The sequence below is a fragment of the Shewanella sp. 6_MG-2023 genome, assembly GCF_030547195.1.
Classification (GTDB): Bacteria; Pseudomonadota; Gammaproteobacteria; order Enterobacterales; family Shewanellaceae; genus Shewanella.
In genome coordinates this window covers 86,097-106,629 of sequence record NZ_JAUOQU010000004.1, presented here as the reverse complement: position 1 = coordinate 106,629, position 20,533 = coordinate 86,097, and the positions used below count along the sequence as shown (strand labels likewise).

The window sequence follows — 20,533 nt, the reverse complement described above, 5'->3', positions numbered from 1 at the left end:
CGCTGCGTTGATAAGTTTAAAAATGCTCATCCCTGGTTGTTTAGCCGTCTTAGGAGTCAGTTTTTTATCACATGGAGCCTATATGCAAGTTAAAGCGAATTTTGCGCAATATTTAATTGAGCAAGCATGGAATAAAACCTTGCAAGACCAAACACCCCATAAGCCTTGGAGCTGGGCTGATACGCATCCAGTTGGCAAGTTAATGCTTTATGCAGATAAAGAAACAGATGTTTATCCTGTAGGGGATCCTATGTTCGTGCTAGCGGGGGCTTCGGGCCGAAATTTGGCGTTTGGCCCAAGCTTGATGCTTAAAGGTGCAGGGGTTGGAGAGGTTGGTAATACAATCATTGCTGGCCACAGAGACACCCATTTTTCACACTTAAAAAATGTTAAAAAAGGCGACATCGTAGAATTAGAAACCGCAATTGGGCAAATACAAAGTTACTTAATAACCGGCATCGATATAGTACATGAAACGCAAACAGAGATACTCGATATGACGGCGGATAATCAGCTAACATTGATAACCTGTTACCCGTTTGAAGACTTGTCTGCAAGCAGTGATTACCGTTACGTGGTAACGGCAAAACAAGTAAATCACAGTTAGTTGTTTTAATTGGACGGTTTAATTTAACTCGCTACTTAATCGCTTTAACTATATAGGCATGACTCTATTACGCCCTAATCTTTTTGCTTGATATAACAACTGGTCAGCAGCCTCAATTAGCTGACTAGTTGTTTGATTTTCTTGCCACTGCACCACACCAAATGACGCATTGACATTATCAATTCGAGTGTCACTGCGCCTGTCTTTGACCCTGAGTTTTTCAATGGAGCGTCTCATGGCTTCGGCTAATTGTCTGGCGATCCTTAATTGGCTATTTGGGACGATAATGGCAAACTCTTCACCGCCAAAACGGTATAACTTTACCCCTTCTCGACAAGATTCCTGTAGCCGTTTGGCTACCACTCTAAGTACTAAGTCCCCAAGCTGGTGGCCATAAGTATCATTAAATAGTTTAAAGTTATCAATGTCAGCCATAATCAAGCAGCAGCCTTGGGGCGATTGTGCAATAACCGCATTAATATCGTCATTAAAGGCGCGACGATTTAACGTTTCGGTGAGTGCATCATACAAAACATCTTTTTCTGTTTTAGCCAGCTTTTGTTTTAAAATATTAATCTCGGACTGCGCTTTATTGAGTTGTTCAGTAAAACTCTTGCTACTTGATTGAATACGCGAAGATTCTTTAACCATACTGCGCACCACAGTGACCAATTGTTCCAGTGAAAAATCTTGGTTTTCAAACTCAGTTAATTTACGGACATTTTTTTGTATTTGAGATTGAAAAGTACGGGTGTCATGATGGGTATCTTTGATTGATTGAGATAACTCGCACACCATAGCATCAAGATTTTGACGCATAGTTCTGACATCTAACTCAACAGGATCGGCGATATGTTCTCGATACAGTAACTCACTTGAAACGGGTGAATATTGTTGATTTAGCTTAATATTTTCATCAAGTGCCAGATTTAGCTTAGGATTGGTTTCGCTAACATAGGCATACCAAAGTGCATAATTGGTTGGTGTTGTTGGAATGCTGTGTTTTAGCATTAAAGGTACGGCTTTTTTTAGATGAAGCGCGGCCGTTTTCAATAAATCGTTAGACATTCAATCCCTCAACAAAATAGGTAATAAAGCGAATGAACCAATTAGGTTTATCAATGAAATATAACAATTAATTAATGTGATAGATATTTTGTTAGTAAGTTTTTTGATAAACAGGCAAACCTTAAATAAAGTTTGCCCGTTTATTGATTGAAGATAAGATATTTTACCGTGATTAAAAATGTAGTTGTTTAAAAGCGGTAGGACACTGCAAACATAGGGCCGGTGAAACCATAGTTTATGTTGTAATCTAGGGTACGATATTCTTCATCTAAAATACTTCTAGATTGTTCAATATCAACATCGACATCATAATAGTTATACGCCAGTGCTAATTGCCAGTTATCGCTAATTTTTGCCTGCACGCCAGCCCTGATGTCGACTAACGAACCTTTAAAATTATCATATTTGATCGCAAAATATTGAACATGGGCGCCAAATGTCCAACCAGGATAAAATTCATAGTTACCATATAAGCCGATATTAGGCAGAGGCGCAGTGATTGCGTTATCAACAACTTTTGGAGTAAAGGTCGTCGTATCACACAAACTATTGGGGTCACTGTGACCTTCACATAAACTAATATTGCCTTCGAAAATGGTTTCAACAAACATGGTGTGAATACCAATCGATGCGCCGACAAAATATTGTTCACCTTGCCAAATATCATAACCATAACCTAAACGGAGGATATCGATATTTAACGTGGTGGAAATAGTGGCACTACCATCAATAAGGTAATTCTGATCATTATCGCCAAATTCAGGGATTTCAATATCAAACCCCAGTTGTGGGGTTTCAGCATCTCGATGTAGAGATTTCCAATCAAGGTAAATATTATGACGGTCTTTGAAGTGATAGCGGAATTCGAAAAAAGGTAGAAATTGATCTTCTGTTAAAAGTAAGTCGTCTTCAAAATCAAGCAAATAGTAATTACCTGTATCTCTGGCACTTTTAACTAACATGGTGGAATCTGTATTGGCATAAAAAGCCCCGAGAGTAAATTTATACTCGTCAGCAGACACACTGTTAGATATACATAGGGCTGTCAATAGACCGATAGGGACTCGCTTTAACATTATTTCTCCGCACTCTATGGGGCTCATTTGGGGTAATAAATGAGGGTCGTGCATTATTATTTTTTTAGTTTTACTAGGCTAATATCTTAGCGCTGAAATATATTAGCATTATGTAAGCAAATGTGAAGTTTTTGTTGCTAAAGCGGTGGTTTTTTTGATCTAGTACAGGTTAACAAGCGTATTGGGCTAAAAACAAACGAAAGTCGCATTAAACCAGCTTGTTTAATGCGCATTTATAACCATACCTGATAATAACTACATCGTAGAGGGGCGCAGAATTGCTGTGGCTGATTGACAAGATTAAAAAGTAAAAGAGACTAATTCAGCACATAGGCATTAATCAAAATACATGCCCAAGTGATCCCACATAGGGCTAGGCTCATAAATACTGCTGCAGAGGCAGTATCTTTGGCTTGGCCACTTAAGGGATGAATTTCATCACTAATGCGATCCACTACAGCTTCAATTGCAGAGTTAACTAATTCGGTGATCAGAACAATAAATAAAGTCATGATTAACAGCAACTTTTCAATAAGGCTGACATCGACCATAATAGCCACTGGCAGTAAAATCCCCGCTAAAATCAGTTCTTGTCTGAATGCTGCTTCGTTAACCCATGCACTTTTAAGCCCTTTAAATGAAAAACCTGTCGCACGTAAGACACGTTTTAATCCATGATTGTTTTCAGGTTTCATATTGGCTGACTTAGTCCCTAAATGGTTTGGTGGATGATGGTCCAATTGATGACAAAAGTAGCCAAACATTGGCTAACTTATGGCAGTTTATTGATCATGCACTAAAATTGCTAATCAATTTGTTTAATTATTAGTTTACTTTTACGGCAACAGGATGTTGTTCCAAATACCAGCAAGGATGCAGCTATGTCTATTTTTTTATCAAAAACTATTGCTACGCCAGTGTCAGCTCTGTCGTTGATAGTAATTATATTGGCTGATTTTATAAGGCGTAATATATCAATCATCATGACAGTATTGAGTCTCTTTGCGCCCCCCATATTGTTTGCTGCAGATAAGCCAGCAATCCAACTTGCTACCAAAATCACTGAAGGAATTGATATTAATCAATATTATGTCAGTGAAAAGTTAGATGGTGTACGTGGTTATTGGACTGGGGACAAAATGCTTTCACGTTCAGGTCGAGAGTTCATTTTACCGCAATGGTTCGTGGCAGATTTTCCCAAGCAGGTTTTAGAAGGGGAGTTATGGCTAGGAAGAGCAAGCTTTGAAGCCATGTCAGGGCTTGCACGAAAAAATATCCCAGACAGTGAAATGTGGCGGCAAGTGAAGTTTATGCTGTTTGACTTACCTGAACATGGGGGCATGTTTCGTGACAGATACATAGCACTGCAACAGCTGGCCAAGCAGTCTAAATATCTGCAAGTCATACCCCAAGAAACGATAACCTCTGACACCATGCTGTATAAAAAACTGGATTTAGTCGTGAGTGCCCAAGGTGAAGGGCTAATGCTTCATCGCAAGCAAGCTTTTTATAAAGTAGGTCGCAGCCAAGATATTATGAAATTAAAACCCAAATATGATGCTGAAGCCATTGTTATTAAGCATATTGAAGGCAAGGGGAAATATACCGGTATGCTAGGGGCAATAGTTGTCAGCATGCCCGATGGGCTTGAGTTTAAAATCGGTAGCGGCTTTAGCGATGAACAAAGGCGTAAGCCGCCCCAAATAGGCGCAACGATAACTTATCAGTACTTAGGTCTAACCAAAAATGGTGTGCCACGATTCGCTCATTTTTTAAGAGAAAGACCTAAAATGTGATAGACATAAAAACAATTTTTAATACGCTGAAAAAGGAACTTATGTGAATACAATTAACTCGGTACTATTCGTATGCCTAGGTAACATCTGCCGCTCACCTAGCGCTGAAGCTGTGTTTCGTAGTAAAGCGGCTGAATATGGCTTAGTCATCGAGATTGCCTCTGCTGGCACCTTAGCTTACCACCAAGGTAATGCGCCCGATCCGCGCGCGATTAAAGCGGGCAATGCCAGAGGCTTAGACTTTTCAGGCATGTATGCAAGGCAAATCACTCAGGCTGATTTTGAAAAATTTGATTTAATACTGGCTGCAGATATTTTTAACTTAAAGGACTTGCAGGCAATATGCCCGCAAGAACATCAACATAAGCTTAAATTAATGCTTAGTTATATGAGTGACGATGTAGCTGATTTTGATGAACTGAGTATGGATAAGTTTTCCCTTGAGCAAGTGAATCATGCCAAGGAAGTTCCTGACCCTTACTATGGCGGCGCTAATGGTTTTGAAACGGTTTTGGACTTACTGGAGTCTAGCCTTGATAATTTAGCAAAGCAGATAGCGAAAAACCGTTAATATTATCTATACATATTCGCTCTTTAACGGGTAAAAACAATAAAGGCTTAGCATTGCTGCTAAGCCTTTATTTTAAATATGTCGTTTATCAAACACATTGCAGGTAAGCTGGATGTTTTTGTTAAAGCCTTATTCGCCTTGGTGACGTTTACCTGATCGTTTCAGATTTTCTTGCTCTAATTTCTGCTGCTTAATAGCTTCTTTTTCAGCCAACACTCTAGCGACTTCTTCTTTCTCGATTTCGGCCATTTCAGGGGTTTCAAGGGTAAGTAGCCCTGTTTTGCCAGAGCGGAATTCATGTAACAGTAATTCTGATGCTTTATGTAAATCGATACGGCCACCAGGTCTTAGTGCTCCGCGCTTACGGCCAATTTCTTCAAGTAATTCAATGTCGGTTTCTGGCAATGATTTAAGCTTATAACGCTCACAAATTTCTTGTGGGTAAGCTTTTAAGAAATATTCAGCAGCAAACATGGCAACGTCTTCATATTCCATTGCGGTGTCTTTAATTGCACCAGTAACAGCAAGGCGGTAGCTACTGGCTTCGTTATCTACTTTAGGCCATAAAATACCCGGCGTATCTGATAGTACGATGCCATTTCGTAAATTAATTCGTTGTTGACGTTTAGTTACAGCTGGCTCATTACCGGTTTTAGCAATGGTTCTACCTGCAAGTGTATTAATGATGGTAGATTTACCAACGTTAGGGATCCCCATGATCATGGTACGAATATCTTTTTCGATTTTGTCTCTGGCAGGTACCAGTTTGCGGCAGATATCAGGAATGTTTTTGACCTGACCAGGTTGTAGTGTGGTGATAGCAGTGGCTTTTACGCCTTGTTCCTGCTCAAGGTACTCAATCCAACGCGCCGTGACTTTTGGATCTGCTAAGTCAGACTTGTTCAGTAGTTTGATACATGGCTTATCGCCCCTTAGCTTAGAAACCATTGGGTTTTCACTACTGTAAGGAATACGGGCATCAAGCACCTCAATAACAAGATCGACTTGAGGCATTGCCTCTTCAATCTCTTTACGAGCTTTATGCATGTGACCTGGATACCATTGAATTGCCATGATTTTGCCTTTTATAAATCTACTACTAACAAAGGGGGCATATTCTACCTTGTTATGAGTAAAAATGATAAAAAAAAGCGCCTATTGGCGCTTTAATATCATTAACGATGTCACTAAATAAGCAGTAGGGTTAAATAACCCCAAGCTCACGCAGTCTTTCCATTAAGTAGCTGTCAGCGGTGTGACGCTCTGACAATACTACTTCTGGATTTGGGTGTAAGAATAGTGGTAATGAAATTCTTGATTTAGTTTTATCACTGCCTTGAGGGTTAATCACCCGATGTGACGTTGAAGGGTAGTAACCTGCTGATGCCTCTTGTAGCATATCACCGATATTGATAATGATATTACCAAAGTCACTGGGTACATCAACCCAGTTACCTTCTTTGGTTTTAACTTGTAGTCCTGGCTCATTGGCAGCAGGTAGTACAGTAATAAGGTTTATGTCCTCATGTGCAGCAGCTCTGATAGCGCCTAACTCTTCATCGCCAAGCATTGGCGGGTAGTGCAGTACTCTTAATAATGTCTTCTGACTATTTTCAATCATTTGTGGTAATGGCATTGAGAATTTGTCAGCAATATCCTTAGGTGCGTACTCTTCAATCCAGCCGAGTAACTCTGCTGCTAGCGCGTTGGCATGTGCATAATAGGCTAAGATATTTTGTTTTAACGATTCAGGAATACGGCCCCAAGGATAAACGTGAAAATATTCTTTGATATCTTTTACGCTATGGCCTTTAGCGGTTTCTGAAATTGAAGCAGGGAAAAATCCATCTTGGGTTTCTGGTTTAAATAGATAATCATTTTTTTGTTCAGATTGAAAAAAGGCATACCACTCTTGATAAATTTTTTCGACCAGTTCTTGACTGACAGGGTGGTTAGAAAGAACGCCAAACCCGGTTTCTCTTAATGAAGCGACAAACTGTTGTGGACAATCTTTTGCGCGGTAATCAATTGTTTCTAGTTTCATATTTTTCTTCTATTGTTTTTATTTGACCCAGCGCGATTCTAACCTTGGTCACACTTTGTCGCAATTTTTTGATGCGAAATATGTCTTGGCCAGTCGAAATAGTGATCTTTATTGTGCATACTGCCATAGTTGTAATACTTGCAGTACAGTAAGCCTAACCAAATAGAAGTAGAGATGGAACTCATGAAGCAGTTAACGGAATTTGAAAAGTATGTCATTGAGCAAAAAGGGACTGAACAACCTTTTAGCGGTGAGTATGTAAATCATGATGCCCCAGGTTTGTATTTATGTAAAAAATGCTTAGCACCTTTGTATAAAAGTGAACATAAATTCAATGCTCATTGTGGTTGGCCTGCTTTTGATGATGAAATTCCAGGTGCTGTGGATCGAACCCCTGATGAAGATGGTCATAGAATCGAAATCACCTGCCGAAAATGTGATGGTCACCTAGGGCATATATTTGAAGGCGAAATGTTAACCGCTAAAAATATCCGTCACTGTGTCAATTCTGTTTCGATGATATTTCAAACCGCGGATGAATTAAAAAAAGTAAATCGTAATCAGTTTGCTACTTTTGGTGCGGGTTGTTTTTGGTGTATTGAAGCGGTATTTAATGAATTAAATGGCGTTATTGAGGTTACTCCAGGTTACTGTGGCGGCAGCGGTAGCGATGCAAATTATATGGCAGTTTGTTCTGGTGAAACGGCTCATGCAGAAGTGATTCTGGTAGAATTTGACGATCGCATTATTAGTTATCAAAGTTTACTGGCAGTTTTCTTTGCTGTTCATAATCCTACCACCTTAAATCAGCAGGGTAATGATAAAGGGCCGCAATATCGGTCGGTTATTTTTACTCACTCTACAGAACAAGTTGATCAAGCTACCATTGCCATAAGCAAATTAATTCAACTGGCAATTTGGCCTAAGCCCATAGTAACCGAAGTGGCTATGTTTGAAGCTTTTTATCCGGCAGAAAGTGTCCACGAAAACTATTTTGCCAATAATGCTGAGCAGCCATATTGTGAGTTAATTATTAAACCAAAATTTGAAATGGCGATGAAACGATTTGAGCAGTTGTTAAAGGACACTGATAAATAATGACTAGCTAAGGTTAGTTTACATCGGCAACAAAAAAGGCGAACTGAGTTCGCCTTTTTTAATTATTACATTTAACGATTAAGAATCTAATGCGTCATCAGCAACTTTGTAATGAGGATCTTCAATCACATTGACTTCGACTAACGCTCTAGCTTTATGGAGTAAATTTTTACAATCACCGCTCAAATGGCGCAAGTGTAACTTCTTACCGGCAGCAAGATAACGCTCTGCTAAGGTGTCAATTGCATCGAGGGCAGAATGATCTGCAACCCGTGAGTTTTGGAAGTCTACGATAATGTCTTCAGGATCATTCTCTGCGTCAAACAGCTCTAAGAAATTAGATACCGAACCAAAAAATAACGGTCCATTTAATTTGTAAACTTTCCAACCGTTGGCATCAATATTGGTTTCAACATTAATATGTTTGGCATGCTCCCAAGCAAAGACTAATGCAGACACAATAACGCCGACAAATACTGCGAAGGCTAAATCTGTGAACACGGTTACCGTTGTTACTAACACAATGACAAACGCATCATGCTTAGGCACTTTGCCCATGACTTTGAAACTGGCCCATTCAAAGGTACCTAAAACGACAATGAACATAACCCCAACTAATGCAGCTAACGGAATTATTTCAATAAAGGCTGCACCAAATAAGATAAATGCCAATAAAGCGAGTGCTGCAGTGATCCCTGATAATCGTCCACGACCGCCAGAGTTGATGTTAATCATCGATTGTCCAATCATCGCACAGCCACCCATAGCGCCGAAAAAGCCACTGGTAATATTACCAACACCTTGACCAACACATTCTTTGTTACCTTTACCACGGCTGTTAGTCATTTCATCAATAACGGTTAGCGTCAGCAATGATTCAATCAAGCCTACAGCAGCAAGAATACAGGCATAAGGCAGAATGATATAAAGCGTTTCTAGCGTGAATGGGACACTTGGGATAGCAAAGCTTGGCAGGCTACCAGCAATTGTTGCTTGTTCATCGCCGCTCATGGTTTTTAAGAAATCGAGTACATTGCGAGTATCTAAATCTAAGCCTACAACCAATGCCGTTACCGTTAAAATAGCCACCAATGAAGAAGGGATAGCAGTGGTTATTTTGGGTAAGAAGTGAATGATCGCCATAGTTAGTGCCACTAAAGCTAACATAATCATTAGGGGCTCTTGTGCAAGCCATACCATGTTGCCAGCAGCATCTTTTACTTTAAATTGGCCTAATTGTGCAAGGAAAATCACAATGGCTAAGCCATTCACAAAACCTATCATCACAGGATAAGGAACAATACGGATAAATTTACCCAGTTTAAAAATACCGGCAGAAATTTGTATTATCCCTGCCAGTACTACTGCGGCAAATAGGTATTGAACACCATGTTCAACCACCAGTGATACCATAACAACAGCCATCGCGCCGGTAGCGCCAGAAATCATCCCAGGACGGCCACCAATAACAGCAGTAATTAGCCCCATGATGAAGGCTGCGTAAAGTCCTACCATAGGCTCAACTTGTGCGACAAAAGCAAAAGCAACGGCTTCAGGAATAAGCGCGAGTGCAACGGTTAAACCAGATAATATATCTGCTTTGCCGCTACTGGTTTTATGACGTAGTAGATCGAACATTTAACCTCTGAAATCTATTGATGTGTTTGATAATAAAAGTGTGAGCATGTTAACAAAAATGACAAACCTTCTAAACCTGAAATTAAACTTAATTTGTGCTAATTCGTATCGTTAGGGTTTTAGAGAGAATTTTTAAGAGGATAAGCTAAGCTTGATATTTTCGTTAGTAACAGAAAAACTAGATCACAGCTGAGGTTTTATAATCAGGATTAATATCAAGGCTTGATAAGGGCTGGTAGTTTGAACAGTCTCTAAGTTTTTAGTAAAAGTTAAGCATAAAAAAACCACGCTAAGAAGCGTGGTTTTTATTACCATCAAAGGTGAATGCTAACAGTTATGCTTTAGACATATCTGCTGAAGCACTATTGGCCACTTTTGACTTAACGCTATTGGCTTCAGTTTGCGAAGCTTGATACTCGCGGCCTTTTGGCACAGCTTGCTGAGTACGAACCTCTGTTACTGGCTTAGTCGTATCTGACATGACCATAGAGCCGAAGCGGCTAGCGACAGGTGCTTTTTTAACAGCTGGTTCAACTTTAACTTCGGTTGGTGCGACAGTTGTTGGTGCGACTGCGGCTTTACGTTGTATTGCAACAGGCTTAGTCATAGGTGCAGATGCAACCGTTTTAACTTCAACTTTAGCTGTTTCAGGTTTAACTTCAACCGCTGGCGTTTCAGTTTTCACTTCAACCGCTGGCGTTTCAGTTTTCACTTCAACCGCTGGCGTTTCAGTTTTTACTTCAACTGCTGGCGTTTCAGTTTTAACTTCAACCGCTGGCGTTTCAGTTTTCACTTCAACTGCTGGCGTTTCAGTTTTTACTTCAACTGCTGGCGTTTCAGTTTTTACTTCAACTGCTGGCGTTTCAGTTTTCACTTCAACTGCTGGGGTTTCAGTTTTCACTTCAATTGCTGGGGTTTCAGTTTTAACTTCAACCGCTGGGGTTTCAATTTTAACTTCAACCGCTGGCGTTTCAATTTTAACTTCTACTGCAGGTGTTTCGGCTTTAACTTCGACAGCTGGCGTTTCTACAGTAGGTGCAGCTTTAGCTTCGTTAGCTTGCTCTGCATCAAGTTGTTTTTCTAGCTCATCAACAGATGTAAATACAGCAGGGCTTGACGAGGTATCATCTTCATCACGACGACGACGTTGACCCGCTGCACGAAGGTGGCGAGGGCTACGACGGCTACGGCGCTGTCCTTCACGCTTGTCATCAGCATCTTCATTTACGGTTTCAGAAGCATCTTGAGTTGCAGTGATTTCTTCTGCAGATGTTGTGTTAGCAACAGCGGTTTCAGTAACAGGCGCCTGAACCGGTGCTTGCGCTTCAACTGGCGTTTCAGCTTCTACTTTAATGTCAGTTTCAGTGCTAACGTCTTTAGTCACTGGAACAGTAGCCTTAGCTTCAGATTTAGCTGAATCATTTTTAGTGATAACTTCAGCGTCTTTTCTTGGGCGGCGAGTACGGGCAGGTTTTGAATCCTGTTTGGTCTCTGGCTTAGCTTTAGGTTCAACTGCAACTTCAACCTGTGAAGTGGTGGTTTCCGCTAATTTAGCTTCGTTTTGCTCATTTTCAATTCGCACTTTACGACGCATGTTACGACGTTGACGACGCTCTCTCGCTGCTTCTTGCTTAGGCGATTTCTCAGCATCTTGACGTGGCTTTTCTGTCTTCGCTTTTGGCTCTGCTTTAGTTGGACGCTTATCAAGTTGTTCTTTATTAGCTACATCTCTGTCCGACTTTTTATTGCGCGCTTTATTATCACGACCTTTATTATCAGCGTCGTTGCGAGTATTACGGCGGTTGTCATTTCGAGAATCGTTACGACGACTGTCATTACGAGAGTCGTTACGACGATTACGACGGTTGTTTTGTGCTTCTTTACGGTTCTTATCAGCAGATTTAGTTTCAGTTTTAACTGGCTCTGGTGAGGCGAATAAACCACTAATAGCAGCAACAATTTTTGAGAAGAACCCAGGCTCTGCAGGCGCAGCCGGTTTGGCTACTGCAGCAGGTTTAGCTGCAGTTGTAGCTGCTGGCGCCGCTTTAGGGGTACCGAAGCCTTTAATTGCTGGCTGTTGTGCTTCCGCGCGCTCTAATTTGCGAGGCTCGTAAAGTTTTGCAGCAGGCTTTTCAACACGCTTGTAGCTTGACTCAACCACTTCATCATCGCTTCTGAGGCGTGATACGCGGTAATCTGGTGTGGTCATATGTGCATCTGGGATGACATAAACTTCAACTTTATGGCGCTCTTCAGTAATACGAATTGCTTTACGCTTTTCATTTAACAAGAAGGCCGCTACATCGACAGGCACTACTGCTTCTATTTGAGTGGTGTTTTCTTTAATTGCTTCTTCTTCCATTAAGCGAAGAATAGAAAGCGCTAAAGACTCAGTGCTACGAATCGTACCTTGACCGTGACAGCGAGGACATAAATGGCCAGCTGATTCACCAAGAGAAGGACGAAGACGTTGACGAGACATTTCCATCAGGCCGAAGCGTGAGATGCGACCGAGTTGAACACGGGCACGATCTAAATGAACCGCATCACGCATTCTATTTTCAACTTCACGTTGGTGTCTAACAGGGGTCATATCGATGAAATCGATAACCACTAAACCGCCTAAGTCACGAAGACGTAATTGACGGGCAATTTCATCAGCAGCTTCTAGGTTAGTGTTTAATGCTGTTTCTTCGATATCACCGCCTTTGGTTGCGCGTGCAGAGTTAATATCGATAGAGGTCAACGCTTCAGTTGGGTCAATAACGATTGAACCACCTGAAGGCAAACGTACTTCACGTTGGAAAGCCGACTCGATTTGAGATTCAATTTGGAAGTGAGTAAATAACGGCACTTCTGATTCATAACGCTTAACGCGCTCAACAAAATCTGGTCGAACTAAACCTATGTGCTGTTTAGCTTCTTCAAAAATGCGCGGGTGGTCGATTAGAATTTCACCGACATCACGGCGTAAGTAGTCACGTATTGCGCGAACAATAACGTTACTCTCTTGGTGAATTAAGAAAGGTGCAGGTTTGGTTTGCGCGGCCTCTTGAATTGCATCCCAGTGATGTTGTAAAACTTTCAAGTCCCACTTTAATTCAGCAGCATCTTTACCAACACCTGCAGTTCGAACGATTAAGCCCATACCGTTTGGCACTGATAACTCAGACATTGCCGCTTTAAGTTCAGTACGCTCATCACCTTCAATGCGACGAGAAATACCGCCAGCACGTGGGTTATTAGGCATAAGTACTAAGTAAGAACCTGCAAGACTGATAAAGGTTGTTAGCGCAGCGCCTTTATTACCGCGTTCTTCTTTATCAATTTGAACGATAACTTCTTGACCTTCAGATACCACTTCTTTGATATTTGGACGGCCTTGGAAAGAGTAACCTTTAGGGAAGTATTCGCGAGCAATTTCTTTTAGCGGTAAGAAACCATGGCGATCAGCACCATAGTCAACAAAAGCAGCTTCTAAAGAAGGTTCTACGCGGGTGATAGTACCTTTATAGATATTTGATTTTTTTTGTTCATGGCCTGGGCTTTCGATGTCCAGATCATACAATTGTTGCCCATCAACTAGGGCAACACGCAACTCTTCAGACTGAGTTGCATTAATTAACATACGTTTCATGATGACTTAATTCTTCTAATAAGGTCATCAAACAAAGTAAATTCGCTGCATTACGGGCCTAAAATGGTTATGCACAAAGCCTCGCGGCTGGTTTTTAGGCAAGTTAGGTGCGCATTACTGTAAGACGCATCGCTGCGTGTCGCATCCTATTTATGGCTTATTTTTTAATAATTACAAAAACAAGGAATTGGTTGTTCATTATCAACCAACCCCATAAATTTAATATTTCTTCCGATAATGCCCAAGTCGAATTGGTTTGTTTGATAACAAGCTAAAATTTGTTCGAATTTGGGATGGTATTTTTCAGGAAAACTTTTAAAATAAAGATGACACCGACGGTTTAATTGTAAAAACGAATTATTTCGTTTTGTGATGTTTACAATTTGCAAATCAATGACTTGCTACCAGTCTTGTTCATGAATTCTACTGAAAAAACACCGTAATAAATTGAGTTTGTGAACATTTTATCCACTGTTTATCCTCAATCACAGCGCAAATATAGCAATAATCAATTTAGACAGCAATCAAAACTCTCATTCTTATTGTCCCATCAGGTAGAAACTTAGGTTACAATACGCGCCGTAATAACTTAAGGCGCATCATGAATACAGAAACTCCCACAAAAGTTCAATTGGTCACTATTGATGAAGACCATTTCGAACAACGCATTGACAATTTTCTTCTCACCAAATTGAAAGGTGTACCTAAAAGCATGATTTACCGAATCGTGCGTAAAGGTGAGGTGAGGGTTAATAAAAAAAGAGTGAAGCCAGAATACAAGCTTCAACTTGAAGATGTTGTTCGTATTCCGCCAGTTAGAATTGCGGAAAAAGACAACCGCACAGCGCCGTCTGCAAAACTGTCTAAAGTAAGCCAGTTAGAAAGCAGAATCATTCATGAAGATAATCATCTTATCGTGCTGAACAAACCTGCAGGTATCGCAGTTCATGGTGGTAGCGGTGTCGATTACGGTGTGATTGAAGGATTACGTTCTTTAAGGCCACAGCAAAAATTTTTAGAGCTAGTACATCGTTTAGATAAAGACACCTCTGGCGTGTTGCTTATTGCCAAAAAGCGCAGTGCACTTAAGCATTTGCATGAGCAACTTAGAAACAAAACGATGCAAAAGGATTACCTTGCATTAGTTAGAGGTGATTGGCAGGCAAAAGACAAAGTGGTTAAAGTGCCTTTGCTAAAAATTACCTTAAAATCCGGCGAACGTATTGTTCGTGCCAATCAAGAAGGTAAACCTTCTGAAACACGTTACAAAATTATGCAGCGTTACCAAGGATGTAGCTTAGTCAAAGCCAGTCCAGTGACAGGTCGAACTCACCAAATTCGCGTGCATTGTCAATATGCCGGCCATGCTATTGCGTGTGACGACAAATACAGTGAGCAAAAATTTGACGATTCTATGCGGGCTAAAGGTTTAAATCGTTTGTTCTTGCATGCTGCAGAGCTTAAATTTAAACATCCTGACAATGATGAAGTCACCACAGTCAAAGCGCCACTTGATGATGTTTTGTTAGCCACTTTAGATAAATTGACTCGTGCATGAAGCTAAATAATATAAAGCAGTACCAATTAGTGATTTTTGATTGGGATGGCACCTTAATGGATTCAGTCGGTAAAATTGTCGATTGTATGCAAAGCGTGGCACAATCATTAGCACTTGATATTCCCTCTGAGCAAGCGGTTAGGGATATCATTGGCTTGTCTTTATTACCTGCGTTAGAAAAATTATTTCCTCATCATGGGAATAAGTACGATGAATTAATCGCAGGTTATAAACACTATTACCTTAATGTTAATCTAACACCATCGCCTTTGTTTGACGGCATAGAGCATTTACTTGCACAACTCAAAACCGCTGGTTACACCTTGGCAATTGCCACTGGTAAAAGGCGGGCGGGCTTAGACCGAATGTTGGCTGAAACTGGTTTAGGGCAATATTTTGTCGCGACTCGCTCAGCCGATGAAGCGCATTCGAAACCGCATCCATCGATGATTTTATCTTTGCTCGAAGAGTTAAATATTAACGCGGATCAAGCGGTGATGATCGGTGATTCAAAACTTGATATTGCGATGGCGAACAATGCTAAGGTAAACAGTATTGCGGTCACCTATGGCGCCCATAGCCTAGAGGATCTGTTAACTGAAGGGCCCACAGCCACAGTTAATCAGCCGAAAGATATTTTATTACATATATAAGCAGAGCCATAATACGCTTTGCTTACTTTTGTAATTCATAAAGCCGATGTTAACCGCATCGGCTTTTTTGTGAGCCAATTACCAGTTGAACTGACAGCTAGCCAAAGCGGCATTGTGCAAGCTAAAGACGGTCTTGTTGAAAATTTAGCATTGTGTAAATATTTTTTAGCATCAAAAAGTTTATAGCACGTTTATATTATGGCGCTTTAATAGCTCGATTAAGCGGATTAATGGCAGACCAATGAGGGTATTAGGGTCATCTCCCTCAAGGCGTTCAAATAAAGCAATACCCAGTCCTTCAGATTTAAAACTACCTGCGCAATATAAAGGCTGCTCTAAATCAACATAACGCTCAATTTCTGCAGTCGTTAATTTTTTAAAGTGCACAGTGAAGGGTTCTACAATGCTATAAGCTTGCTGTGTGACATTATGGATAACACTTAAGCCAGTATAAAAGGTAATAGATTGACCTGAGGCTTGCTTAAGTTGTTTAACTGCGTTTTGTTTGTTTAGTGGTTTACCAATGATTTGTCCATTAATGACGGCCACTTGATCAGAGCCGATGATCACAGCAGGAATATGCGCTTGCTGACAGCTCGTTTGATTAAATAACTCAACACCAGCTTTTGCTTTTAATTGCGCTAAACGCAAAACTAATTGCTGCGCTGTTTCATCTTTAAGCGGCGTTTCATTGGTTTTTGGGCTGACACATTCAAACGGCAGTTGTAATTTTTCTAATAACGCTTTGCGATAAATAGAGGTGGAAGCTAGGATGATTTTAGTGTTCATGGCTCACTATTCGGGGAATTAGACAATTACTTCTATAATACGATAAAAAAGCGACTGAATGGAGTAATTTTAGTCGGATCGCGCTTGTGATCGCGGGCTGTGACAGGTAAAATTTCGCTTCGATCCATTTTAATGTTGGTGTCTAAGTAATGAGTCTATTTTGTTTGGTTAAGTCATTAACCACAATTTGGATAAATTTTCTTTGACTCTAGCGTTTTCAAACTATAATATGCGCGCCTTATGCAAACAGTAAAGATACCAGTATCAATTGATCCTATTCGAACTGCAGCCAGTGGTCTTCGTTATGAAGGCATAGTGCCTGGGGTTCAAAATAAGCGATTAAATGAATTATGTGCTGGCGATTGTTCCGATGTGACAGTGTCGTTAGAATGTGGCGTCGATATTCAGGGGATAGTCTACCTTCGCGGGAAGGCTGTGACGGAGCTCACTCTGCTATGTCAACGTTGTATGACACCATATACCACAAAGGTTACGGTCGACTTCAGCTTTGGTCTTTGTAAGACCCAAGATGAAATCGATGAGCTCCCGGATGCGTATGAGCCGATTGAGTGCAATGAAATTGGTGAAGTTCGTCTACATCAATTGGTTGAAGATGAATTGATAATCGCTATGCCAATTATTCCTATGCATCAGAATGATGATTGCAATTTAGGAACGAGCGACGTAGTTGTAGGCGAGATTGACCCCTCTCATGAGGAGCGTCCAAATCCGTTTGCAGTGTTAGAAAAACTGAAGAGCAAGTAATCTAGGAGACAGGTCAAATGGCTGTACAACAGAATAAAAAATCACGTTCAAAGCGCGGCATGCGCCGTTCACACGATGCATTGAGCACAGCTCAATTATCTGTAGACGCTACTAGCGGTGAATTACATCTACGTCACAATGTGACTGCTGATGGTTTTTACCGCGGTAAAAAGGTTATCAACAAGTAATTGTTGCTAATCTTATGACGAATCTGACGCTCGCGTTAGATGTGATGGGGGGCGATCATGGCCCCCTCGTCACAGTGCCTGCAGCCTTGCAGGCACTGAAATTTAACCCTCAATTATCAATTTATCTAGTCGGTAATCAAGCCGAAATAGACCCATATCTAATTGATATTGAAACGGCTATTCAAGCAAGAATTCAAATTATCCATACCACTGAAGTCATCACTATGTGTGATCGACCAATTCATGCTATCCGTTCTAAAAAACAAAGTTCAATGCGCTTAGCATTAGAATTAGTTAAAGATGGTAAGGCTCAGGCCTGTGTGAGTGCGGGTAATACTGGCGCGTTAATGGCGCTATCAAAGATCTTATTAAAAACCTTGCCCGGTGTAGATAGACCTGCATTAGTCAGTTGTTTACCTGCTATGACAGGTAAACCAGTCTATTTACTCGATCTGGGTGCTAACGTTTCTTGCGATTCTGAAACCTTGTTTCAGTTTGCTGTCATGGGCTCGGTGTTATGTGAAGTTGTGCATAAACGCTCTAGACCAAAAATTGCGTTACTTAACGTCGGTATTGAAGACGTTAAAGGTAACGATCAAGTCCAACAAGCAGCTCAGCACCTGATACACACTTCTCAAGTCAATTACGATGGCTTTATTGAAGGTGATGAGATATTTACCGGCAAAGTCGATGTTATCGTCTGTGACGGCTTTGTTGGCAACATTACATTAAAAACATCTGAAGGTATTGCTAAGTTATTAGTTCATCAATTAAAACATGGATTAACTCAAGGCTTTTTCGTTCGTTTGTTATCAAAATTCCTCGCTCCACGTATCCAAGCTGTACTGAGTAAGATGAACCCCGACCACTACAATGGTGCAAGTCTGATAGGATTGCGCGGAATAGTAGTAAAAAGTCACGGAAATGCTGATGAAGCCGCTTATTTACAAGCAATCAATTTAGCTGCAACGGAAGCAAAACGTCGTTTACCGGAAATGATTAAAGATCGTCTGGAGACGATTCTTTTAGACATCAATAGCTGATCTCATAATATGTATACAAAAATTCTCGGAACTGGTAGTTATCTGCCGGTGCAAGTTCGTAGTAACCACGATCTAGAAAAAATGGTCGACACCTCTGACCAATGGATTGTGGAACGTACGGGTATTTCAGAGCGACGCATCGCTGCTGAAGATGAATCTGTGACTACCATGGGTTATCAAGCTGCGCTGAAAGCCTTAGAAATGGCAGGTGTTGAAGCAAGCGAATTAGATATGATTGTCTGTGGTACAACCAGTGCCAATAATGCATTTCCAGCAGCGGCTTGCGAAATACAAAAATTATTAGGCATTCATACTATTCCTGCATTTGATATTGCTGCCGCATGTTCAGGCTTTGTTTATGCATTGTCGGTTGCAGATCAATTTATTAAAACCGGTGCCGCTAAGAAAATATTGGTGGTGGGCGCTGACGTGTTGTCACGCCTGTGCGATCCTGAAGATCGCAGTACCATCATATTATTTGGTGATGGTGCTGGCGCTGCGGTTATTGGCGCCAGTGAGCAACCGGGTATTATTTCAACCCATATTTATGCCGATGGCCGCCAGGGGGATTTGCTAAAGTGCACATTCCCGCCTCGGGCCAGCGAAACATCAGAAGCTGTGAGCTTTATGACCATGAAGGGCAATGATGTCTTTAAGTTTGCGGTGACGCAATTATCCCATGTGGTGACAGAAACCCTGCGAATTAATAATATCGACAAGTCTGAAATTGATTGGTTAGTACCACATCAAGCCAACTTTAGAATTATTAAAGCGACCGCCAAAAAGTTAGATATGAGTTTAGATAAAGTGGTATTAACGCTGGCAAAGCACGGTAATACTTCAGCAGCTTCTGTGCCTATCGCGTTAGATGAGGCAGTAAGAGATGGCCGTATTAAACGCGGACAGCTTATTTTACTTGAAGCATTTGGCGGTGGATTTGCTTGGGGCAGTGCGCTAGTTAGATTCTAGATATCATTGATAAATAGCAGTAGGATATAACGCGATTAATTTATATTTTACAGCTAGCAAAAAATAAAAAGTTGTTTTTCAAAAACGAATAAAGGTAATAATTATAATGGAAAATATAGCGTTTGTTTTTCCAGGTCAAGGCTCGCAATCAGTTGGTATGCTTGCTGATTTAGCAGCTGATTACCCTGTAGTAACTGAGACATTTGCTCAGGCGAGTGCCGTATTAGGTTACGACTTATGGGCATTGGTGCAAGATGGACCTGCTGAAACTCTAAATGAAACAGATAAAACTCAGCCTGCATTATTAACCGCAAGTGTGGCTATCTGGCGCGTTATCGAAGCAAGTGGCACGATTAAACCTGCTGTTTTAGCAGGCCATAGTTTAGGTGAGTATTCAGCATTAGTGTGTGCTGGCATTATTGCCTTTGAAGATGCGGTAAAATTAGTTGAATTGCGCGGTCAATTAATGCAGCAAGCAGTACCAGCAGGTACCGGTGCTATGTACGCCATTATTGGTTTAGATAATGATGCAATTGCTAAGGCATGTGAAGAGTCAGCAAATGGCGCTGTTGTTAGCCCTGTGAATTTTAATAGTCCTGGCCAAGTAGTTATTGCGGGTGAAAAAGAAGCCACAGAAAGAGCCGCTGGCGCATGTAAAGCTGCTGGCGCTAAAATGGCAGTTGCTTTACCTGTGAGTGTGCCGTCACATTGTGCATTAATGAAACCTGCAGCTGATAAACTGGCACTTGCATTAGAGAATATCAAGTTTAACTCGCCGGTTATTTCTGTGATTAATAACGTTGATGTAGCAAGCCCTAATGATGCAGCTGCAATTAAAGATGCGCTAGTTCGCCAATTATATTGCCCGGTACGTTGGAGTGAGACAGTTGAGTTAATGGCAAGTCAGGGGATTACTGATTTAGCTGAAATTGGCCCTGGTAAAGTATTAACTGGGTTATCAAAAAGAATTAATAAGTCATTAAAAGGGCAAGCAATTAATAATGCAGCCACTTTATCAGCTTTAATCCAATAA

The 20,533-nt window shown here is 40.9% G+C and carries 19 protein-coding genes; 11 read left to right on the top strand and 8 right to left on the bottom strand.

The window, feature by feature from the left end:
• Positions 1-22: 22 nt before the first annotated feature.
• The gene (locus Q4533_RS03860) at positions 23-607 is read left to right on the top strand and encodes a class GN sortase (protein WP_102476395.1); all 585 of its coding nucleotides are present in this window, start codon (positions 23-25) and stop codon (positions 605-607) included.
• Between the two features lie 48 nt (positions 608-655).
• Here Q4533_RS03860 and Q4533_RS03855 read toward each other — a convergent pair whose 3' ends face one another.
• The 3 genes from Q4533_RS03855 to Q4533_RS03845 form a co-directional block, all read right to left on the bottom strand.
• Positions 656-1,675, bottom strand: a complete 1,020-nt coding sequence (locus Q4533_RS03855) for a GGDEF domain-containing protein (RefSeq protein WP_102439610.1) — start codon at positions 1,673-1,675, stop codon at positions 656-658.
• 188 nt (positions 1,676-1,863) lie between these two features.
• On the bottom strand, positions 1,864-2,751 hold the full coding sequence (locus Q4533_RS03850) for a hypothetical protein (protein ID WP_241901034.1): 888 nt from the start codon (positions 2,749-2,751) through the stop codon (positions 1,864-1,866).
• Positions 2,752-3,068: 317 nt separating this feature from the next.
• On the bottom strand, positions 3,069-3,446 hold the full coding sequence (locus Q4533_RS03845; protein ID WP_102439618.1) for a diacylglycerol kinase: 378 nt from the start codon (positions 3,444-3,446) through the stop codon (positions 3,069-3,071).
• Positions 3,447-3,632: 186 nt separating this feature from the next.
• On the opposite strand from Q4533_RS03845, the gene Q4533_RS03840 reads away from it, so the two are divergent.
• Positions 3,633-4,547: a DNA ligase gene (locus Q4533_RS03840; protein ID WP_241904990.1), complete on the top strand. Its 915-nt coding sequence runs from the start codon at positions 3,633-3,635 to the stop codon at positions 4,545-4,547.
• A 43-nt stretch (positions 4,548-4,590) separates the two neighbouring features.
• Entirely contained in the window at positions 4,591-5,118 is a 528-nt protein-coding gene (locus Q4533_RS03835; RefSeq protein ID WP_303501948.1) for a low molecular weight protein-tyrosine-phosphatase, read from the top strand.
• A 129-nt stretch (positions 5,119-5,247) separates the two neighbouring features.
• Here Q4533_RS03835 and ylqF read toward each other — a convergent pair whose 3' ends face one another.
• A complete protein-coding gene (ylqF, locus tag Q4533_RS03830; protein WP_076536189.1) occupies positions 5,248-6,192 on the bottom strand; it encodes a ribosome biogenesis GTPase YlqF in 945 nt (314 codons plus the stop codon).
• A 130-nt stretch (positions 6,193-6,322) separates the two neighbouring features.
• A complete protein-coding gene (locus Q4533_RS03825) occupies positions 6,323-7,162 on the bottom strand; it encodes an isopenicillin N synthase family oxygenase (protein WP_102439613.1) in 840 nt (279 codons plus the stop codon).
• Positions 7,163-7,345: 183 nt separating this feature from the next.
• On the opposite strand from Q4533_RS03825, the gene Q4533_RS03820 reads away from it, so the two are divergent.
• Positions 7,346-8,260 carry a bifunctional methionine sulfoxide reductase B/A protein gene (locus tag Q4533_RS03820; RefSeq protein ID WP_303501945.1) on the top strand — a complete coding sequence of 305 codons (915 nt, stop codon included), beginning with the start codon at positions 7,346-7,348 and terminating at the stop codon, positions 8,258-8,260.
• 78 nt (positions 8,261-8,338) lie between these two features.
• Here the strand turns inward: Q4533_RS03820 and Q4533_RS03815 are convergent, their stop codons facing one another.
• Entirely contained in the window at positions 8,339-9,898 is a 1,560-nt protein-coding gene (locus tag Q4533_RS03815) for a SulP family inorganic anion transporter (protein ID WP_303501943.1), read from the bottom strand.
• Positions 9,899-10,232: 334 nt separating this feature from the next.
• Positions 10,233-13,535, bottom strand: coding sequence for a ribonuclease E (gene rne, locus Q4533_RS03810; RefSeq protein WP_303501941.1), 3,303 nt, complete (start codon positions 13,533-13,535; stop codon positions 10,233-10,235).
• Between the two features lie 601 nt (positions 13,536-14,136).
• Between rne and rluC the strand changes: the two genes are divergently transcribed.
• Positions 14,137-15,093 carry a 23S rRNA pseudouridine(955/2504/2580) synthase RluC gene (gene rluC / locus Q4533_RS03805; protein WP_303501939.1) on the top strand — a complete coding sequence of 319 codons (957 nt, stop codon included), beginning with the start codon at positions 14,137-14,139 and terminating at the stop codon, positions 15,091-15,093.
• A complete protein-coding gene (locus tag Q4533_RS03800; RefSeq protein WP_102440289.1) occupies positions 15,090-15,746 on the top strand; it encodes an HAD family hydrolase in 657 nt (218 codons plus the stop codon). The genes rluC and Q4533_RS03800 overlap by 4 nt, the downstream gene beginning before the upstream one ends.
• A 180-nt stretch (positions 15,747-15,926) precedes the next feature.
• Here the strand turns inward: Q4533_RS03800 and Q4533_RS03795 are convergent, their stop codons facing one another.
• Positions 15,927-16,535, bottom strand: a complete 609-nt coding sequence (locus Q4533_RS03795; RefSeq protein ID WP_303409975.1) for a nucleoside triphosphate pyrophosphatase — start codon at positions 16,533-16,535, stop codon at positions 15,927-15,929.
• 240 nt (positions 16,536-16,775) lie between these two features.
• Between Q4533_RS03795 and yceD the strand changes: the two genes are divergently transcribed.
• The 5 genes from yceD to fabD all read left to right on the top strand — a co-directional run bounded on the left by yceD (position 16,776) and on the right by fabD (position 20,533).
• A complete protein-coding gene (gene yceD, locus Q4533_RS03790) occupies positions 16,776-17,300 on the top strand; it encodes a 23S rRNA accumulation protein YceD (protein WP_076536204.1) in 525 nt (174 codons plus the stop codon).
• A gap of 17 nt (positions 17,301-17,317) precedes the next feature.
• Positions 17,318-17,488 (top strand): 50S ribosomal protein L32, encoded by a 171-nt coding sequence (gene rpmF / locus Q4533_RS03785; RefSeq protein ID WP_011496728.1) that lies wholly within the window; start codon positions 17,318-17,320, stop codon positions 17,486-17,488.
• 14 nt (positions 17,489-17,502) lie between these two features.
• Positions 17,503-18,531 (top strand): phosphate acyltransferase PlsX, encoded by a 1,029-nt coding sequence (gene plsX / locus Q4533_RS03780; protein ID WP_076536206.1) that lies wholly within the window; start codon positions 17,503-17,505, stop codon positions 18,529-18,531.
• Positions 18,532-18,540: 9 nt separating this feature from the next.
• Positions 18,541-19,500: a beta-ketoacyl-ACP synthase III gene (locus Q4533_RS03775; RefSeq protein WP_102532218.1), complete on the top strand. Its 960-nt coding sequence runs from the start codon at positions 18,541-18,543 to the stop codon at positions 19,498-19,500.
• 106 nt (positions 19,501-19,606) lie between these two features.
• On the top strand, positions 19,607-20,533 hold the full coding sequence (gene fabD, locus Q4533_RS03770; RefSeq protein ID WP_102440292.1) for an ACP S-malonyltransferase: 927 nt from the start codon (positions 19,607-19,609) through the stop codon (positions 20,531-20,533).